14 protein-coding genes are annotated in these 15,769 nt (G+C 73.7%); 10 read left to right on the forward strand and 4 right to left on the reverse strand.

The annotated features are described in order from the left end of the window. Positions 1 to 2 precede the first annotated feature (2 nt). Entirely contained in the window at positions 3 to 380 is a 378-nt protein-coding gene (locus EV378_RS16895) for a VOC family protein (protein ID WP_132426418.1), read from the reverse strand. 4 nt (positions 381 to 384) lie between these two features. Then, entirely contained in the window at positions 385 to 2,118 is a 1,734-nt protein-coding gene (locus tag EV378_RS16900; protein ID WP_132426421.1) for a sigma-54-dependent Fis family transcriptional regulator, read from the reverse strand. A 103-nt stretch (positions 2,119 to 2,221) separates the two neighbouring features. On the opposite strand from EV378_RS16900, the gene EV378_RS16905 reads away from it, so the two are divergent. Continuing rightward, complete coding sequence (locus EV378_RS16905; protein WP_132426424.1) at positions 2,222 to 3,112, forward strand: alpha/beta hydrolase; 891 nt, start codon at positions 2,222 to 2,224, stop codon at positions 3,110 to 3,112. Next, on the forward strand, positions 3,109 to 4,725 hold the full coding sequence (locus tag EV378_RS16910; RefSeq protein WP_132426427.1) for a flavin-containing monooxygenase: 1,617 nt from the start codon (positions 3,109 to 3,111) through the stop codon (positions 4,723 to 4,725). The genes EV378_RS16905 and EV378_RS16910 overlap by 4 nt, the downstream gene beginning before the upstream one ends. 118 nt (positions 4,726 to 4,843) lie before the next feature. Here the strand turns inward: EV378_RS16910 and EV378_RS16915 are convergent, their stop codons facing one another. Continuing rightward, complete coding sequence (locus tag EV378_RS16915; RefSeq protein ID WP_132426430.1) at positions 4,844 to 5,671, reverse strand: SDR family oxidoreductase; 828 nt, start codon at positions 5,669 to 5,671, stop codon at positions 4,844 to 4,846. A gap of 145 nt (positions 5,672 to 5,816) precedes the next feature. Here EV378_RS16915 and EV378_RS16920 point away from each other — a divergent pair, with 145 nt between their 5' ends. From EV378_RS16920 to EV378_RS16935, 4 genes are read left to right on the forward strand one after another with little or no spacing between them, the layout of a single operon-like run. Then, positions 5,817 to 6,722 (forward strand): helix-turn-helix domain-containing protein, encoded by a 906-nt coding sequence (locus EV378_RS16920; protein ID WP_132426433.1) that lies wholly within the window; start codon positions 5,817 to 5,819, stop codon positions 6,720 to 6,722. Continuing rightward, positions 6,719 to 7,663: an AraC family transcriptional regulator gene (locus EV378_RS16925; RefSeq protein WP_132426436.1), complete on the forward strand. Its 945-nt coding sequence runs from the start codon at positions 6,719 to 6,721 to the stop codon at positions 7,661 to 7,663. The genes EV378_RS16920 and EV378_RS16925 overlap by 4 nt, the downstream gene beginning before the upstream one ends. Before the next feature lie 50 nt (positions 7,664 to 7,713). Then, on the forward strand, positions 7,714 to 8,703 hold the full coding sequence (locus tag EV378_RS16930) for a carbon-nitrogen hydrolase family protein (RefSeq protein ID WP_132426439.1): 990 nt from the start codon (positions 7,714 to 7,716) through the stop codon (positions 8,701 to 8,703). A gap of 38 nt (positions 8,704 to 8,741) precedes the next feature. Further along, on the forward strand, positions 8,742 to 9,947 hold the full coding sequence (locus tag EV378_RS16935; RefSeq protein WP_132426442.1) for a multidrug effflux MFS transporter: 1,206 nt from the start codon (positions 8,742 to 8,744) through the stop codon (positions 9,945 to 9,947). A 75-nt stretch (positions 9,948 to 10,022) separates the two neighbouring features. Here the strand turns inward: EV378_RS16935 and EV378_RS16940 are convergent, their stop codons facing one another. Beyond that, positions 10,023 to 11,513, reverse strand: coding sequence for an LCP family protein (locus tag EV378_RS16940; RefSeq protein WP_132426445.1), 1,491 nt, complete (start codon positions 11,511 to 11,513; stop codon positions 10,023 to 10,025). 333 nt (positions 11,514 to 11,846) lie between these two features. On the opposite strand from EV378_RS16940, the gene EV378_RS16945 reads away from it, so the two are divergent. The 4 genes from EV378_RS16945 to EV378_RS16960 are packed head-to-tail and all read left to right on the forward strand — an operon-like array spanning position 11,847 to position 15,769. Beyond that, entirely contained in the window at positions 11,847 to 12,821 is a 975-nt protein-coding gene (locus tag EV378_RS16945) for an NADPH:quinone oxidoreductase family protein (protein ID WP_132426448.1), read from the forward strand. A 10-nt stretch (positions 12,822 to 12,831) separates the two neighbouring features. Further along, complete coding sequence (locus tag EV378_RS16950) at positions 12,832 to 13,860, forward strand: LLM class flavin-dependent oxidoreductase (RefSeq protein ID WP_132426451.1); 1,029 nt, start codon at positions 12,832 to 12,834, stop codon at positions 13,858 to 13,860. Next, a complete protein-coding gene (locus EV378_RS16955) occupies positions 13,857 to 15,038 on the forward strand; it encodes a thiolase family protein (RefSeq protein ID WP_132426454.1) in 1,182 nt (393 codons plus the stop codon). The genes EV378_RS16950 and EV378_RS16955 overlap by 4 nt, the downstream gene beginning before the upstream one ends. After that, positions 15,035 to 15,769 (forward strand): enoyl-CoA hydratase/isomerase family protein, encoded by a 735-nt coding sequence (locus tag EV378_RS16960; protein WP_165922314.1) that lies wholly within the window; start codon positions 15,035 to 15,037, stop codon positions 15,767 to 15,769. Before EV378_RS16955 ends, EV378_RS16960 begins: the two co-directional genes overlap by 4 nt.

A 15,769-nucleotide genomic window follows, 5' to 3' on the forward strand; every position in this document is an offset into this window, starting at 1 on the left:
GCTCACCCCGACGACGGCGCCCGGCTGAGGTCGACGACGCAGAACACGTTCCCGTCCGGGTCGGCGAGCACCACGAAGTCCGGCTCGGCCGGGTAGGCCCACTCCAGACGCGTCGCGCCGAGATCGACCAGCCTCCGGACCTCGGTGTCCTGCTCGTCGGTCGTGTCGACGAGCAGGTCGACGTGGACCCGCGGCCGCGGCTCCGGCGGCGAGGCGCTGACCATGAGGCCGAGCACGCGCTCGCCGTCCGGTCCGGTGAGCGTGCGCCAGCCGTCGCTCGCCCACTCGCCGGAGACGGTCAGGTGCAGCGCGACGGACCAGAACGCCGCCGCGCGCTCGATGTCGGTGACGCCGAGAACGGGGAAGCCGAGCCGCAGCATCGCCTCACGCTATGCCGAACTCGCGCATCTTGCGGTACAGCGTGTTCCGCCCGATCCCCAACGACCGCGCCGCCCGGCTGCGGTTGCCGCCCGACTCGCGGAGCGCCTCGACGACGGCGTCGCGCTCGGCCGACTCCATCCGCCCCATCGTGCGGCGCGGCGTGCGGAGCTCGTCCGGGAGGTCGTCGACGTCGACGATCCCGCCGTCCGCCCGCCGGGCGAGCGCGACGACGGTGGTACGCAGCTCGGCGACGTTGCCCGGCCAGTGCCAGTCCATCAGGCGGTCCCACACCTCGGCCGGGAACCGGGGCGGCGGCACGTCACCGAGCACGGACCGGACCACGGCCGGGAGGTGCTCGCGACTCTGGGCCAGCGTCGGAAGGCGGACCGTCGTGGCGACCTGACGCACCGTGCCGATGACCGCGTCGTCCGCCCCGTCGATGTCGGCCGTGAGCGCCAGCGGGGCCGAGGACAGGGCCTGCAGCTCGGCGGCCGTCGGCGACGGCGCGCGGTGCACCCGCCGCACCACGACGCCACGACCGGCGGCGGCGGCCGTGCGGGCCGCGGGGAACCAGCCGGGATCCCGGTGCGGTTCGACGACGAGCGGGTCGTCGGCGCCGCGAGCGCGTAGCACCGCCAGCGCGGTGTGCAGCTTGCCGGTCCCGCTCGCGCCGGTGACGGCGACGACCTCGCCGAAGCGGACGACGTCGGCGAGCCTGCGGTCGACGTCCGGGTCGTGGTGCAGGCGGGACGTGATCCGGCCGGGAGCCACGGCGCGCGGCGCCGGGACGTCCGGGCGCTTCGGCGCCAGCCGGATGCTGAAGGCCGTCCGCCCGCCCTCGTGGATCGGCTCGACCAGGGCGTCGTGCATCCCGTCGGCGAGCGGGACCTCCATCCGCCGCGGCACGACGGCGGGCCCGTGCTCGGCCAGGAACCGCCACAGCAGCGGGTGCAGCTCCGGCCCGGTGTGCGCCAGCCCGAGCCGGTTCGCCAGCACCGTCTCCTCGTCGACGACGAGTGCGCCCGCCGTCGTGCGGTCGACGTTCAGGTAGGCGCGGACGAGACGGCGGCGCCGGTCGCCCGCCTCCTCCAGCATCCGGGCCTCGATCTGGCGGCCGATGTCCGCCGTCATGACCGTCATCAACGGGTGGACGTCACGCATCGAGCAGGCCAGCGAGAACGAGCCGACCATCTGCCCGGTGTACGGCTCGACGACCGGGGTCCCGGCACAGGTGAGGTCCTCCAGCCGGACGTTGTAGTGCTCCGGGCCGCGGACGAGCACCGGCCGCCTCTCGACGAGGACCGTGCCCAGCCCGTTCGTCCCGACCGACTGCTCGGAGTAGTCGAAGCCCTCGGCCGCGTTCGCCCGGTCCATCGTGTCGCGCTGGCTCCGGACGTCGGTGTGACGCATGACGATCCGCCCGGTCGCGTCGGAGAGGACCATCGCCACCGGCACGTCGGCGAAGCTGTCGGCCAGGCGCGCGAACACGGGCTCCGCGGCGCGGCGCAGGGCCGGTCGTGCGTCGCCCGGCTCGCGGTAGTCGAGGCGGTCCGGTGCGACCGGCACCGCCTCCCCCACACACCGCCGCCAGCTCGTCTCGATCTCACGCGGCACGCCGGTGCTGCCGGGCGGCGCGGTCAGCAGGCCGCCGTCCAGGAGAGCCTCACGGCTGCGCCGGGTCCACTCGCTCTCGGCGCGCGTCAGCGCCGGGCGGTACCGGAACTCGTCTCGACGCATCGTTGCCCCGTGGTCCGTTCCGGTGTTCCACAACGGAACACCTGCGCGGCCGATCCAGTCGCCACGGTAGGAGCCACGTCACATCGGAACAAGGGAGAACCCGATGAGCAACGACGCGCTGCGCGCGCTCTACGCGGACTGGACCGAGATCATCAGCACCACACCCGATCTCACGACGCGCCTGTTCCGCAGCATCTTCGACGAGTGGCACCAGCCCACCCGCGAACCGGAGGACGTCACCTACCGCGAGGACACGGTCGGCGGCGTGCCAGGGATCTGGACGCTGCCGGTCGGGGCCGACACGTCGAAGGTCCTGCTCTACCTGCACGGCGGCGGCTTCGCCGTCGGCTCGGCGTCCAGCCACCGCAAGCTGGCCGGGCACGTGGCCAAGGCGCTCGGCGTCACGGCGTTCGTGCTCGACTACCGGCGCGCACCGGAGAACCCGCACCCGGCGCAGGTCGAGGACGGGGTCGCCGCGTTCACCGGACTGACCGAGCACGGCATCGCGCCGGAGTCGATCACGACGATCGGTGACTCGGCGGGCGGCAACCTCGCCGTCGCGGTCGCGCTGTCGCTACGGGAACAGGGCCTGCCGCTGCCCGGCCGGATCATCGCGTTCTCGCCGTGGCTGGACATGGAGAACACCGGCGAGACGCTGGTGACCAACGCCGCGACCGACGCGCTGGTCACCCCACCGCTGCTGGAGGGCATGATCGCCGGCGTGCTGGCAGAGGGGAAGATCGACCCGACGACGCCGCTGGCGAACCCGCTGCACGCCGACCTCACCGGCCTCCCGCGCCTGTACGTGAACGCGGGCGGCGCGGAGTCCCTGCTCTCCGACGCGACCCGCCTCGTCGACAGGGCCCGCGCGGCGGGCGTCGACGTGACGCTCTCGGTCGTCGACGACATGCAGCACGTGTTCCCGTTCATGGCCGGCACGGCGAAGGTCGCCGACGACGAGATCGCCGCCATCGCGGCCTGGTACGCGCGATGAGCGCCGCGGACGTGGACGCGGTCGTCGTCGGAGCCGGGTTCGGCGGCATCTACATGCTGCACAAGCTGCGCAACGAGCTCGGACTGACCGTGCAGGGTTTCGAGAAGGGCGACGGCGTCGGCGGCACCTGGTACTTCAACCGCTACCCCGGCGCCAAGTCCGACACCGAGGGCTTCGTCTACCGCTACTCGTTCGACAAGGACCTGCTGCAGGAGTGGGACTGGTCGACGCGCTATCTCGACCAGCCGGACGTCGAGAAGTACCTCAACCACGTCGTCGACCGGCACGACCTGCGCCGCGACATCGCGCTCGGCACTGAGGTCACCGGCGCCGCGTTCGACGACGACACAGCACTGTGGACGGTCACGACGAGCGACGGCACGACCCGCACCTGCCGCTACCTGGTCAACGCGCTGGGGCTGCTGGCGAAGAGCAACGTGCCGGACATCCCCGGCCGCGACTCGTTCGCCGGCCGCCTCGTGCACACGAACGCCTGGCCTGCCGACCTGGACATCACCGGCAAGCGCGTCGGCGTGATCGGGACCGGGTCCACCGGGACCCAGTTCATCGTCGCCGCCGCGCGGACGGCGTCGCACCTGACCGTGTTCCAGCGCTCGCCGCAGTACTCCGTGCCCTCCGGCAACGGGCCCGTCGAACAGTCCGAGGTGGACCGCACGAAGCAGGACTTCGACGGCATCTGGCAGCAGGTCCGCGGGTCGATCGTCGCGTTCGGGTTCGAGGAGAGCACGGTGCACGCGATGGAGGTGTCCGAGCAGGAACGGCAGCGCGTGTTCCAGGAGAACTGGGACAAGGGCAACGGCTTCCGGTTCATGTTCGGCACGTTCTGCGACATCGCCTCCGACCCGGACGCGAACGCCGCGGCGGCCGCGTTCATCCGCTCGAAGATCGCCGAGATCGTCGACGACCCGGAGACGGCCCGCAAGCTCACCCCGCACGACCTCTACGCCAAGCGCCCGCTGTGCAACGAGGGCTACTACGAGGCCTACAACCAGGACAACGTCGAGCTGGTCTCGATCAAGGAGAACCCGATCGACGAGATCGTCCCGGAGGGTGTGCGCACGGCGGACGGCGTGGTCCACGAGCTCGACGTGCTCGTGTTCGCGACCGGGTTCGACGCCGTCGACGGCAACTACCGCTCGATGGACCTGCGCGGGCGAGGTGGCCGGCACATCGACGACCACTGGACCGACGGCCCGACGAGCTACCTGGGCGTCTCCAAGTCCGGGTTCCCGAACATGTTCATGATCCTCGGACCGAACGGGCCGTTCACGAACCTGCCGCCGAGCATCGAGGCGCAGGTCGACTGGATCGGCGAGCTGGTGCGAACCGCGGAGCGCGACGGTGTCCGGACCGTCGAACCGACGCAGGAGGCCGAGAGCGGCTGGACGCGGACGTGCCGCGAGATCGCGGACATGACGCTGTTCCCGCAGGCCGACTCGTGGATCTTCGGCGCCAACATTCCCGGCAAGACGAACGCCGTCATGTTCTACATGGCCGGCCACTCGGCGTACCGGGAGAAGCTCGGCGAGGTCGCGGACGCCGGGTACGAGGGGTTCCGGATGGACCGGGTTCCGGACGCGGTCGGGGGCTGACCGCATCCGGGGGCACGCTCGGGGCGTGGACAGACTCCGTCCCGCCCCGAGCTGCCGGCCGGCTGCGGCACGGTGAACCCGTTCGTCGCGGTCCGCCCGACTCCGGGACCCGCCCGACCTACCGGCCGCCGTGCGCCCGGACGGCCACGTCGTTCCAGGCCTCCCACTCGGCGAGGCGGGACTCGTAGTCGGCCCTCACGACGCCGAGCGGCCCGTCCCCGAGGAACGCCCGCAGCGGCGGCTTCTCCGAGTCGACGATCTCGAGCACGGCGGAGGCGGTGGCCGTCGGGTCGCCGGGCCCGCGCGACACCCGCTCGGCGCGGGACCGGTTCGCGATCTCGCGGACCTCGTCGTAGGCGGGCAGCGGGGTCGCGCGCTTCGCGGACGGGCCCGACCAGTCCGTCGAGTACGGGCCCGGCTCGATCAGCGTGACGCGCACCCCGAACGTCTCGACCTCCTGGGCCAGCGCCTGGCTGAACCCCTCCAGCGCCCACTTCGAGGCGTTGTAGATCCCGATGTCGCGGAACGCCGAGACGCCACCGATCGACGACACCTGCAGGATGTGCCCCGACCCCTGCGCGCGCAGGATCGGCAACACCGCCTGCGTGATCCACAGTGCACCGAACACGTTCGTCTCGAGCTGCGCCCTCGCCTCGTCCTCGGAGACCTCCTCGACCATGCCGAACTGCCCGTAGCCCGCGTTGTTGACCACCACGTCCAGCCGTCCGAAGTGGTCGGCGGCCTGCGCGACGGCGGCGAAGCCCGCCGCGCGGTCGGTGACGTCGAGCCGCAGCGGCAGGACAGCGTCGCCGAACCGCGCGCGCAGGTCGTCGAGCGTGCCTGTGTCGCGCGCCGTCGCAGCGACGCGATCACCCCGCTCCAGTGCGGCGACGGCCCACGCCCGTCCGAAGCCCTTGGACGCGCCGGTGATGAACCAGACCTTCATGGAACTTCCTCTCTCGTTCGACGGTGTCCAGCTCACCACCGGATCCGGCCGTTTCCGGGCGTGACCGGCGCCCCGTCCGACCGGGGGTCCGGCAGTACCCCCTTCGCGGCCGACGCAGGCCCGGAACCGACCTACGCTGGGTGTCATGGCAGGCAACACCGAGTTCCGGGACTTCCTCGCGTCCCGCCGTTCCCGCATCACCCCGGAGCGGGCGGGTCTCGCCGCGAAGCCGGGGACGCGCCGGGTGCCTGGCCTGCGTCGCGAGGAGGTCGCCGAGCTGGCCGGCCTCAGCGTCGACTACTACGTCCGGCTCGAGCGCGGCCGTGCGACCAACCCGTCGGCGTCCGTGCTCGACGGCATCGCCCGCGCGCTGCGGCTCGACGAGGCCGAACGCGCGCACCTGTTCGACCTGGCCGGCGTGACCCCGGACGCGCACCGCGCCCGTCGGAACCCTCCGCAGCGGCCGCACCCCGGCCTGCTGCGCGTGCTGGACACGATCGAGCACGTCCCGGCGATGATCTTCGGTCGCCGGATGGACGTGCTGGCCGCGAACCGGCTGGCCCGCGCGCTGATCATCGACTTCGACGCGCTGCCGCTCCGTGACCGCAACATCGCGCGGTTCGTCTTCCTCGACCCGGCCGCGCGCACGCTCTACCCGGACTGGGCCGCGGTCGCCGAGGACATCGTCTACGGGCTGCGCCTGGACGCCGGTCGGGACCCGCACGACCCGCGGCTGACCGAGCTCGTGGGCGAGCTGACCGTCGCCGATCCCGACTTCGGCCGCTGGTGGAGCACGCACGACGTGCGCCGTCGCACCGGCGGGGTCAAGCGCTTCCGGCACCCGATCGTCGGCGCCCTGACGTTGCACTACGACCGGCTCACCGTCCCCGACGTCACCGACCAGCGGCTGAGCATCTACTCCCCGGAACCGGGCTCCGAGTCGGCCCAGGCGCTGCGCCTGCTCGGTGACTGGACGGCGGCGGACCCGGCCCCGCAGGCGCCCGGACCTGGACACACCGTCCCCGACGGGTCTTCAATCACGGAGGTATGAGCGCCCACGTCGAGTGGTCGACGCGCTCGGTCGACGAGACCGACGCGTTCGACTACTGGCGCGACATGATCTGCGACGCGTTCGTGCAGCTCTCCGCCCGTCCGCGCTCGCCGGAGCCGTTCAGCGGGCACATCGCGCACTCCGACCTCGACACCGTGCAGCTGTCCACGGTGACGGCCGGGCCGCAGCAGGTGGACCGCACGACGTCGCTGATCGCGCGCAGCCACGAGGAGTTCGTGCTGGCGAGCATCCAGCTCGACGGCCGCGGGGTCGTCCAGCAGTCCGGACGGGACGCCGTGCTGGACGCCGGCTCGATGGCGTTCTACGACAGCACCCGCCCCTACACGCTCGGCTTCGACGGCCCGTTCCGCCAGCTCGTCGTGCAGGTCCCGAAGCGCGCGCTGACCACACGCCTGCTGACCGACGGGACCGCGGTGCCGCTCGGACGGGACGGTCCCGCCCGGCTCGTCTCGGACTTCTTCGTCGGGCTCGCGCGCGGGGCGGGCTCCGGGGCGGAGATGCAGGCGCTGGCGCCGCACGCGATCGGGCTGCTGGACTTCGCGCTCGGTATCGCCGCCGACGGCGCCCGGCCGAACCAGGCGGCCGTCTCCCGCCGGGTCCGGGACGCGGTCGCGGCGGCCGCCGACCAGCCGGACGCGAGCGTCGACACCGTCGCCGCGGCCTGCCGGACGTCGCGCCGGACCGTGTTCCGCGCGCTGTCCGAGGACGGCACGACGTTCACCGAGCTGCTGCGCGCCGAGCGCGTACGCCGGGCCGCGCAGCTGCTGCGCACCCGTCCGGACCTGCCGGTGGCCGTCGTCGCGGCCCGCAGCGGGTTCGCCGGACCGGCGCAGCTGCACCGGGCGTTCCGCCGCGAGCTCGGGACGACACCGGGCGAGGCACGGACTATCACCCCGCCCGGCGCGGACCGTCACCCGTGATCCGGTGACCACCGCCACCCTCGCCCGAACACGAGAGCAGAGGAGTGGTCATGGGACACGTGGTGCGCGCGGCCGCCGTGCAGGCCGAGCCGAGGTGGATGGACCTGGACGCCGGCGTGGCGCAGGTCGTCGAGATCATCGGGGACGCGGCGGCGCGCGGTGTGCAGCTCGTCGCGTTCCCGGAGACGTTCCTGCCCGGCTACCCGTGGTGGATCTGGCTGGACTCCCCGGCCATGGGCATGCAGTTCGTGCCCGGCTACGCGGAGAACTCGATGACCCGCGACGGCGAGCACATGCAGCGGATCGCGCGGGCGGCCGGTGAGCACCGGGTGCACGTCGTGCTCGGGTTCAGCGAGCGCGCGGGCGGCAGCCTCTACATGGCGCAGGCGTTCATCTCCGACGACGGCCGCGTCGTCAGCGTGCGGCGCAAGCTCAAGCCCACCCACGTGGAGCGCTCCGTGTTCGGCGAGGGCGACGGCAGCGACCTGCAGGTCCACGACACCTCACTGGGCCGCGTGGGTGCGCTGAACTGCTGGGAGCACCTGCAACCGCTCACCAAGTACGCGATGTTCAGCCAGAACGAGCAGATCCACGTCGGGTCGTGGCCGAGCTTCTCGGTCTACCGCGGCGCCGCGACCGCGCTCGGCCCCGAGGTCAACAACGCGGCCAGCCTCATCTACGCGGTGGAGGGGCAGACGTTCGTCGTCGCCCCGTGCGCCACGGTCGGGCAGGCCGCGCACGACCTGTTCTGCGACACCGACGTGAAGCGCCAGCTCCTGCTCCAGGGCGGCGGCTTCGCCCGGATCTACGGGCCGGAGGGCAGCCCGCTCGGCGAGAACCTGCCGGAGACCGAGGAGGGGCTCGTCGTCGCCGACCTGGACTTCTCGATGATCGCGATCGCGAAGTCGGCGGCCGACCCGGTCGGGCACTACTCGCGCCCGGACGTGATGCGGCTGCTGATCAACCGGGCGCCGAACCCGGCCGTCGTGGAGCGGGAGGTTCCGGCGCCCGCGTTCGTGGACGCCGACGAGGTCGGCTGACACCTCCCCCGGCGCGCAGCGGATTAGATTCATCGTCCATGGCTGCCGTCGACTCCCGCGCCGAGCCTGAGACCCGGACACCGGGCGTGCTCTGGATCTGCGTCCTCGCGCTGCTCACCGCCGTCGCCCCGCTCGCCACCGACATGTACCTCCCGGCGCTGCCGGAGCTGGCGGCCGACCTCGGCACGACGGCGTCGGCGGTGCAGCTGTCGCTCACCGCGTTCCTCGTCGGGCTAGCCGTCGGACAGCTGGTGATCGGTCCACTCTCCGACGGGTGGGGCCGGCGGCGGCTGCTGCTCGCCGGGACCGTGCTGTGCCTGCTCGCCGGCGTCGGCGCCGCCCTGGCTCCGACGATCGCGGTGCTCGTCGTGGCCCGGTTCCTGCAGGGGTTCGGCGGCGCGGCCGGGATCGTGCTGAGCCGGGCCGTGATCAGCGACCGGACCACCGGGAACCAGACCGTCCGCCTGTTCTCGGTGATGATGGCGATCAACGGGATCGCCCCGGTGGTCGCCCCGCTGATCGGCGGCGCGCTGACCGGGATCGTCGGCTGGCGCGGCGTGCTGGGGGCCGTCGCGGGCCTCGCCCTGCTGATGGTCCTGGGCGCGTACTTCGTGGTTCCGGAGACGCTGCCGGCCGGGAAGCGCACGCCGGGTGGGCTGCGCCGGACCGGACGGCACGTGCTCACGGCGCTGCGACGGCGCCGTTACGTCGGCTACACGTTCGCGTTCGCGTTCTCGTTCGCGGCGATGTTCGCCTACATCTCCGGCTCGTCGTTCGTCCTGCAGGACACGCTCGGACTCACCACCGGGCAGTACTCGATCGCGTTCGGCGCGAACGCGACCGCGCTCGTCCTGAGCAGCATCACCAGCGGACGGCTCGTCTCCCGCGTCGCTCCGGAGCGGCTGCTCGCAGCCGGGATCGGGGCGCTGGTCTTCGTGTCCGCCGCGCTGCTCGTGGTGGTGCTCCTCGGCGCCCCGGTCTGGCCGGTGCTCGTCCTGCTGTTCCTCTCCACCGCGAGCCTCGGCTTCGTGCTCGGCAACGGTGCGGGACTGGCCACCGCGCAGGTCCGCGACCTGGCCGGGACCGGGTCCGCGCTGCTGGGGGCGCTGCAGTTCGGGCTGGGCGCGGCCGTCTCGCCGCTGGTCGGCTCCAGCCCGCTCGTGATGGCCGTCGCGATGCTCGTCGCGTCCGGGATCGCCGCGCTGGCGCTGGGCCTGCTCACCCGGGAGCGCGTTCCGGCATGATCGCCGCCGCGACCGACCGGAACGCGACGGCACCCGCATCGGCTTCGACGTCGACGGCCGTCGTCGGGTTCCTGGCTACGACACGCAGGGGACCCCGTCGGCCGTGATCGGCGGTCCGGTGTCGGCCGGGGCGGCGTCCGGCGCGTCGTCGCCGGGCGGCTTCGCGGCGTCCGACGGCGCGGAGGAGCCGTCGGAGGAGGTCGGGCCCGTGTAGTCGCGGCCGAGCACGACGCTCACCCGGCCCGCCGGGAGCGACGGGTCCACCTCCGTCGCCACGCCACCGAGCGCCTGCGCGACCCGGTCGGCGTCCGCTGCGGTGGCCGCCGTCACGACCGAGGACCGGCGGGACCCGGTGTTCCCGAGCGTGCCCGGCACCATGCCGTCGTTGTCCAGGCGGTCCTGCACGGCAGCGCCGAGGCCGGTGCGCGACGTCGCGTTCTGGACGTCGACGGTCAGCTGCGACGGTGACGGCGCCGCGGGCGCGCTCGGGTCGGCCGGGGCGGGTCCGGTGGCCAGGTCGTGGAAGAACCGCTGGACGAGGGCGGGGTCGACCTGGACGGCGTCCCCGTCGGACGGGGTGGAGAGATCGGAGCGCCCGACCGGCATCGTGCGGAACTCGATCTGCCCGCCGTTGATGCCCTTGACCTGCCCGGCGAACGCGAGCAGGTCCCAGCCGGGGTCGACCACGACGAACTGGCCGACGGCGCCGAGCAGATCGCTCAGCTTGGCCGGGTCCGCCAGCGTCCCGGCCGAGAGCACCTGGTGGCTCAGCCCGGCCAGGAACGCCTGCTGGCGCACCACGCGGTCGAGGTCGCCGCGCGGGAGGCCGTGGCGTTGCCGGACGAACGCCAGAGCGGGCGCGCCCTCGAGCGTCTGCGGCCCGGCGGGGAACCTCGCACCCGAGTACGCGTCGTCGACCGGGGCGGACAGGCACACCGGGACGCCACCGACGGCGGTCGTGATGGCCGCGAACCCGGCCAGGTTGATCTCCGCGTAGTGGTCGATCGACACGCCGGTGAGCTGCCCGATCGTCTCGGCGAGCAGCCTGCGGCCCGCGTCGTCGGACTCGCGGTTCAGGTCCGGTCCGGTCACACCCTGTGCGGACAGGCGGGCGCGCTCGGCGGCCGCGCCGCTGGCGTACGCGGAGTTGATCTTGTGCTTGCCCTGTCCAGGGATGTTCACGTAGGAGTCCCGCGGGATGGACACGGCCGTCGTCGGACGCGACGGGTCGTCCGGCACCCGCAGCAGGATCATCGTGTCGGTGTTCGACTCGCCGTCCGACTCGCCGGCGTTCAGCGCGTCCAACACGTTGCGCGGCAACGGGTTGCCGCGGGCGTCCGTGCGGCTGTCCAGCCCGACGAGCAGGATGTCGGTCGCGCCGTCCGCGGACTTCGGGCCGGCCAGCACGTCGCTCGTGGACAGATTGCCGTTCAGCGCGCTGTAGACCGTCCACGCGTAGCCGGTCACGAGCAGCACGGCGACCGAGACGAGCGCCAGCGCGACCCGCCCCACACGGGCGGCCCGCGAACGGGTGCGGACCGGCGGCTCCGACCGGGGTGGCGGCATCGGCCCGGTCCCGTGGTCCGGGCGGGGGGTCCTCGGCGGCGGCGTCGACGACTCCGGACCGGCTCCACGACGCCGGGGAGTCGAGGGCAGTGGCTCGGTCGGCCCCTGCATCCCACCTCCGTCTCCGCCCCGTGCCTCGGCCGTCACGGCGCGGAGCGTTCCGCGCCACCACCGACGCTAACCGTGACCACCACGACCGTGTCGTCCGGGCGCCGGGAGACGGCGTCCGAACAGGACAACGACGCCGAACACCCCTCCGCACGCCCCTGCCGAGTGCATGGACGGCTCCCTCAATATTGACTTACTAGTTAATATTGTGTCAGTCTCGCGGTCATGCGGGCGGTGCGGGTGATCGGGTTCGACGGGCCGACGGGGGTGGCGTGCCACGAGGTCGCCGAGCCGGAGCCCGGCCCGGCCGACGTGCTGGTCGAGGTGCGCGCGGCGGGGGTGGTCTTCCCGGACGTCCTGCACACGCGCGGCGCCTACCAGGAGCGCCACGACCCGCCGTTCACGCTCGGTGGCGAGTGCGCGGGCGTGGTGCGGTCGGCTCCGACGGGATCGCCGCACCGGCCCGGTGACCGGGTGGCCGCACTGCCCCCGATCGGGGCGTTCGCCGGCGTCGTCGCCGTTCCCGAGCACCTCGTCCTCGCCCTGCCGGAGGCCGTGACGTTCGACGAGGGCGCGTGCCTGCCGATCAACTACCTGACCGCGCACTTCGCGCTGGGCGAGCGGGGCGGTCTCCGCCCGGGCGAGACGGTCCTCGTGCACGGCGCCGCGGGCGGCGTCGGGACCGCGACGATCCAGCTCGGGGCCGCCCTCGGCGCCCGCGTCGTCGCCGTGACGTCCACACCGGAGAAGGCGGCGCTCGCCCGGAAGGTCGGCGCGCACGAGGTGGTCGACGCCGCGACGTTCCGTGTGGAGGTCGACGAGCTCACCCGCGGCGGGGGCGTCGACGTGGTGGTGGACCCGGTGGGCGGCGACCGGTTCACCGACTCGCTGCGTTGCCTGCGCCACCGCGGCGGGCGACTGCTCGTCGTCGGGTTCACCGCGGGCGCGATCCCGACCGTGAAGGTCAACCGGCTGCTGCTCACGAACACCGACGTCCGCGGCGTCGGCTGGGCGAAGCCGGCGTTCGCCGAGCCCGGGTTCGTCGGGGCGCAATGGGAGGACCTGATGCCGCACCTGCGCTCCGGCGCGCTGGCCCCACCCGTGTCCGCCGCCTACCCGTTCGCGCGGGCCGCGGACGCACTCACCGCCGTCGACGAGCGGCGCGTGCTGGGCAAGGTCGTCCTGCACCCGGACCACTGAGGAGGAGCCGATGCGCTGGGGTGTCTCGGTCATGTACTGGCCGTGGATGGCGTGGGACGAGCAGGTCGCGCTCGCCCGCCGCGCCGACGAGCTCGGCGCCGACTCCGTGTGGGTCGCCGAGGGCTACGGCCAGGAGGCGGTCGCCCTGCTCGGCGCGCTCTCCGCCGTCACCGAGCGCGTCCGCCTGGCCGCCGGGATCCTGCAGATCCCCGCCAGGGCTCCGGCGGCGACGGCGACCGCCGCCGCGACCCTGGACCGGATCTCCGGCGGGCGGCTGCTGCTCGGGCTCGGACTGTCCGGCCCGCAGGTGTCGGAGGGCTGGTACGGCGTGCCGTTCACGGCCCCGCTGCGGCGCACCCGCGAGTACGTCGAGATCGTCCGGGCGGCACTGTCCGGGGAGCGGCTGACCTACGACGGTCGCGAGTGGACGATCCCGACACCGGACGGGCTCGGGCTCGGCAAGCCGCTGAAGATGCTCGGACCCGGTGCCGTGCAGGAGCGCGTACCGATCTACCTCGGCGTCGGCGGGCCGCGCACGGTGGCGCAGTGCGGCGAGATCGCCGACGGCTGGCTGCCGTTCCTGTTCAGTCCCGAGCACGCCGACGAGCTCACCGCGCCCCTGCTCGACGGCATCGCGGCGGCCGGGCGTCGGCGCGCCGACGTGACGGTGGCCCCGATGGTCCCGGCCGCCGTGCACGACGACCTCGGCACCGCGCGCGACCTCGTGCGCCCGATCCTCGCGTTCTACCTCGGCGGGATGGGCGCGAAGGGCAGGAACTTCTACACCGACCTCGCCGTGCGCTACGGGCACGGCCCGAGCGCTCTGACCTGCCAGGACCGGTTCCTGGCCGGCGACCGCCGCGGCGCCGAGGCCGCGCTCACCACGGAGCTGATCGACACCGTCGCGATCGCCGCGACACCGTCCACACTGGAGAAGCGCCTCGGGGCGTTCGCCGACGCCGGGGTCGACACGCTCGTCGTCACCCCGTTCGGCGACCGCGCGGGCGTGCTCGACGCGATGGCAGGAGCGCTCGCATGAGAGACGTCGTGATCGCCGGGGTGGGCAGCACCCGCTTCGGCCGCCACCTCGACCGCACCTACGGCTCGCTGGTCTCCGAGGCCGTGACGACCGCGCTCGGCGACGCCGGCGCCTCGGCGGGCGACGCCGGCCTCGTCGTCTACGGCAACAGCGGTGCCGGCGTGGTGTACGGCCAGGAGTCGGTGCGCGGCCAGCACGCCGTGCGCGGCACGGGGCTGGACGGGATCCCGCTGGTGAACGTGGAGAACGCGTGCGCCACCGGCTCGACCGCCGTCAACCAGGCGTGGCTGGCCGTCGCCGCCGGACAGGTGGACGTCGCCGTCGCGATCGGTGCCGAGAAGCTCAACCACCCCGACCGGTCGCGGGCGTTCGCCGTCATGACGGCGGCACTCGACCAGGACCGCCTCGACGAGATCCGCGACGACCTCGGCACCGGTGGCAGCGGCTCGGTGTTCATGGACCTGTACGCGCGCTGGACCCGCTGGTACGCCGAGCGGACGGACGCGACACCCGAGGACTTCGCCCGGGTCGCCGTGAAGAACCATGCGCACGGCGCGCTCAACCCGCACGCCCAGTACGGCGCGACGCTCACCGTCGACGAGGTGCTCGCGGCCCGCCGGATCAGCGGGGACCTGACGCTGCCGATGTGCGCGCCGATGTCCGACGGCGCCGCAGCGGCCGTGATCACCACGCCGGAGATCGCCCGGCGGTGGGGCGCGCAACCGGTGCGGCTGCTCGCCACCGTCGTCGGGGCCGGGCGCGCGGGAGCCTACGGCGAGCTCGTGCCCGCGACCGCCCGGCGCGCGTTCGCGGCGGCAGGCGTCGGACCGGAGGACGTCGACCTGCTGGAGTGCCACGACGCCGCCTCGCCCGCGGAACTGATCGTGCTGGAGGAGCTGGGTCTCGCCGCGGACGGCGGCGGTGTCGGCCTGCTGCGCGACGGCGTGACCACGCTCGGCGGGCGGATGCCGGTCAACCCGAGCGGCGGGCTCGGCAGCAAGGGCCACCCGATCGGCGCCACCGGGCTCGGCCAGCTCGTGGAGCTGACCGACCAGCTGCGCGGCCGCTGCGGGGACCGCCAGGTCGAGGGCGCCCGGATCGGCATGGCCGAGAACGCGGGCGGCTACCTCGGGCCGGACGCCGCGGCCGCGTCGGTGACGATCCTCGGTGCCGCGTGAGCGCACTGCGGATCGAGCGCGACGGGGCGGTGGCCCGGCTCGTGCTCGCCCGCCCGGAACGGCACAACGCGCAGACCCCGCAGCTGTGGGCGGAGCTGCGCACGGCGGGCGCCGCCCTCGTCGACGACGGGTCGGTGCGCGCCGCGGTCGTCGCGGCGGACGGTCCGTCGTTCAGCTCGGGACTCGACCTCGGTGAGCGGGAGCCGGGCGGGTTCCTGCACCGCGTCGCGCACGCCGGCGACGACGGCGCCATGGCCGCGATCGCCGAGGCACAGGCCGCGTTCACGTGGATCGGGGCGGCACCGTTCCCGGTCGTCGCGGCCGTGCGCGGCTACGCGATCGGCGCGGGCATCCAGCTCGCGCTCGCCTGCGACGTGCGGATCGTCGCGCCGGACGCGACGCTCGCCGTCGCCGAGGTGGGTCTCGGCGCGGTCCCCGACCTGGGCGCGACGACCGCGCTCCCCCGGCTGGTCGGTCTCGGGAGGGCCCTGGACCTCGTGCTGACCGCCCGCCGGTTCGACGGGGTCGAGGCCGTCGCGATGGGACTCGCACTGCGGACGGCCACCGACGTCGACGCCGACGCCATGGCGTACGCGCAGGCGCTCGCCGCCGCCCCGCGCGCGGCACTGGCCGCCACGAAGGCCGCCACCCGCGCGTCGGACCCGGACGTCTCGCTCGCGATCGCCGCCAGGGGGCAGGTCGAGTGCGTGCGCGCGATGTACGCGCGATAG

It is taken from the genome of Pseudonocardia endophytica (assembly GCF_004339565.1).
Taxonomy (GTDB): domain Bacteria; phylum Actinomycetota; class Actinomycetes; order Mycobacteriales; family Pseudonocardiaceae; genus Pseudonocardia; species Pseudonocardia endophytica.